Source organism: Amycolatopsis orientalis DSM 43388 (assembly GCF_000411975.1).
GTDB classification, from domain to species: domain Bacteria; phylum Actinomycetota; class Actinomycetes; order Mycobacteriales; family Pseudonocardiaceae; genus Amycolatopsis; species Amycolatopsis orientalis_D.
The window spans coordinates 1-2847 of the sequence record NZ_ASXG01000144.1 but is presented as its reverse complement, the minus strand read 5'-3'; the positions used below and the strand labels follow the sequence as shown (position 1 = coordinate 2847).

Sequence of the window (2847 nt, the reverse complement as noted above, 5' to 3'; positions counted from 1 at the left end):
CGTGCGGAGGGGCAATGGGCACGGCCCCCCGGGCCGGGCACGTTGCCCCTCCGCACGCCGACTTGAAGGCGATCCCGCACGCCCCGCCGAAGGCGGGGCCAAACAATTGTCGTACCCCGGCGTTAGGCTCTCGCCCATGTCCGACACCGCTACGGTCACCACCCCTCCGGGGGCCGACGCGCCGGCCCGGAGGCGGCCGGCGTTGTCGCCGTCCCGGGCGAGCGACTTCAAGCAGTGCCCGCTGCTCTACCGGTTCCGCGCGGTCGATCGGCTGCCGGAGGTGCCCACGCGGGCGCAGCTGCGCGGCACGCTCGTCCACGCGGTTCTGGAGCGGCTTTTCGCTCTTCCCGCGGCGGAACGGGTCGCGCCGCGGGCGAAGGAGCTGCTGGCGCCGACCTGGACCGAGCTGTCCGCCGAGAGTCCGGAGTGGACGGAGCTGTTCGCGGACGGCGAACCCGGCGAGACGGAGAAGTGGCTGGCCTCGGCCGAAAAGCTGCTTGATTCCTACTTCGAGCTGGAGGATCCGCGCCGGCTGGAGCCGGAGGCGTGCGAGCTGCACGTCGAGATCGAGCTGGGCTCGGGGGTGTTGCTGCGCGGGTACATCGACCGGGTGGATGTCGCGCCGACCGGCGAGATCCGGGTCGTGGACTACAAAACCGGTGCTGCGCCGCGGGAGATCGGCGAGGCCAAGGCCCTGTTCCAGATGAAGTTCTACGCGCTGGTGCTGTGGCGGCTGCGCGGGGTCGTGCCGCGGCAGCTGAAGCTGATGTACCTGACCGACGGCCAGTCGCTGGCCTACACGCCGGACGAGGCCGAGCTGGTCCGGTTCGAGCGCACGCTGGAGGCGATCTGGCAGGCGATCCTGAAGGCGGGCAAGACCGGCGATTTCCGGCCGAACAAGGGCAAGCTGTGCTCGTGGTGCGACCATCAGGCGCATTGCCCGGAGTTCGGCGGCACGCCGCCGGAGTACCCGGGCTGGCCGGAGCCGGATCCGGGCGAGGAGTCGGTATTGGACCGGGCGGACTGATGGGCGACGCGTTTTTCCTCCCGCTCGGCGGCGAGCGGTACGAGGCGACTGAGCACACCAGCGGTCCGTGGAGTCCGGGCGCGCAGCATTTCGGCCCGCCGTCGGCGCTGCTCGTGCGCGGGCTCGAGCGGCTGGAGGCGAGGCATCCGGCGCAGCTGGCCCGGGTCACGGTGGAGATCCTGGGCCCGGCCCCGGTGGGCGAACTGGAGCAGCGGTCGTGGGTCGAACGGCCCGGCCGGACGGTCGAATTGGTCCAGTCCGAGCTGTCCGCGAACGGCCGGATGGTGGCGCGGGCGTCGGGGTGGCGGATCGCCACGTCCGATACCGCGGGGATCGCCACCGACGGCGGGCCGCTGCTGCCCGCGGCCGACGCGGGCAGCGAAGCCGCCTTCCCGGACGACTGGCAGGGCGGCTACCTGCACGCGATCGAATGGCGCGCGGTCCGCGGCGCGATTTCCGGGCCGGGCCCGGCGGCGGTGTGGGCACGGCAGCGGTATCCGCTGGTCGACGGCGAGGAGCCGACCGGGTTGCAGCGGCTGTTCGTGATCGCCGACTCCGGCAACGGGGTGTCGCATTTCCTGCCGACGGCGGACTGGTGGTTCATAAACTCCGAGCTCACCGTGCACCTGCGCCGAATTCCGGAGGGCGAGTGGATCGGGCTCGACGCGGTGACGCTGGTCGGGCCGCACGGGATCGGCACCGCGACCAGTACGCTGCATGATCGTTCCGGCCCGGTCGGCACCGGCGCGCAGGCGTTGCTGGTGCGCCCGCGACAGGCCGGGGGCGGATGAGCGCGCTGGCGCGCGCGAGTCCGATAGCCTTCGCGGAACGACCGACAAGGGAGCGCTCCGGCATGCAGATCACCTCGGTGGTCAACCAGAAGGGCGGGGTGGGCAAGACCTCGCTGAGCGTGGGCGCGGCGGCGGCCCTCGCCGAACGCGGCAGGCGGGTGCTGCTCGTCGACCTCGACCCGCAGGGGCACGCGACGACCGAAATGCTCGGCATGGACGAGGTCCCGGCCGACGCGCCGAGCCTCGCGAAGGCGCTCACGAAGCTGTGGAAGGGCCCGATCGAGGAGCTGGCGGTGCCGCATCCGCGCAGCAACCTGGGCCGCGGCGGCGCGTTCGACGTGATCCCGACTTCGCCGGGGATGTTCGACCTGATCCGCAGGCTGGACCAGTTCCGGGTGCCCGGGTGGCAGCTGGCGCGGGTGATCCAGTTCGCGCACTACGACCACGTGATCATCGACTGCCCGCCGGCGCAGGACGTGCTGACGAACAACGCGCTGGCGGCGTCGCACGGCATCCTGGTGCCGGTCCAGCCGGACAAGACGAGCATCCGCGCGCTGCGCCTGCTGTCGGAGCAGGTCCGCTACGTGGAGCAGACCACCGGCCGCTCGCCGATCGCGTGGTTCGGCATCGTGCCGGGCCTGTACCGCCGCCCGATCTCGCACTACGCGGCGGCCGCGCTGCAGGAGATGTACTCCTTCGGCGTGCCGATGCTCTCGCACATCCCGCTCGGCGTGGTGATGAACGAGGCGGCCGCGCACGGCGTCCCGGTCACGACGTTCGCCCCGGAAACCATCCAGGCGGTGTCGTTCCGGGAGATCGCCGAGACCTTGGACGGCTACCTGGCGCAAAACCCGGGTCCCACCGAGGTTCCGGCGGACGACGAGTTCGTCTTCGAGGACTTCATTTCCGAGGTCGCGGTGGCCCGCAACGTGAACGACAACGGCGCGCGCAAGAAGCTGTACGACCTGATGCCGAAGCGCCCGAACCGCCCGCGCTGAAGACTGTCCACTTCGGACTTAACACCAACGC

3 protein-coding genes are annotated in these 2847 nt (G+C 71.3%); all 3 read left to right on the top strand.

Features of this window, described 5'->3' with window-relative positions; translation table 11 throughout:
- Positions 1–136: 136 nt before the first annotated feature.
- The 3 genes from L942_RS28905 to L942_RS28895 all read left to right on the top strand — a co-directional run bounded on the left by L942_RS28905 (position 137) and on the right by L942_RS28895 (position 2816).
- Entirely contained in the window at positions 137–1027 is an 891-nt protein-coding gene (locus tag L942_RS28905; protein ID WP_037366601.1) for a RecB family exonuclease, read from the top strand.
- Complete coding sequence (locus tag L942_RS28900) at positions 1027–1818, top strand: thioesterase family protein (protein ID WP_037366599.1); 792 nt, start codon at positions 1027–1029, stop codon at positions 1816–1818. The genes L942_RS28905 and L942_RS28900 overlap by 1 nt, the downstream gene beginning before the upstream one ends.
- Positions 1819–1880: 62 nt before the next feature.
- Positions 1881–2816 carry a ParA family protein gene (locus tag L942_RS28895; RefSeq protein WP_037366597.1) on the top strand — a complete coding sequence of 312 codons (936 nt, stop codon included), beginning with the start codon at positions 1881–1883 and terminating at the stop codon, positions 2814–2816.
- Positions 2817–2847: the final 31 nt, after the last annotated feature.

Bases quoted from the DNA above. Each gene is read 5' to 3' on its own strand.
- L942_RS28905 (WP_037366601.1), top strand. From the start codon at position 137: ATGTCCGACACCGCTACGGTCACCACCCCTCCGGGGGCCGACGCGCCG.
- L942_RS28900 (WP_037366599.1), top strand. From the start codon at position 1,027: ATGGGCGACGCGTTTTTCCTCCCGCTCGGCGGCGAGCGGTACGAGGCG.
- L942_RS28895 (WP_037366597.1), top strand. From the start codon at position 1,881: ATGCAGATCACCTCGGTGGTCAACCAGAAGGGCGGGGTGGGCAAGACC.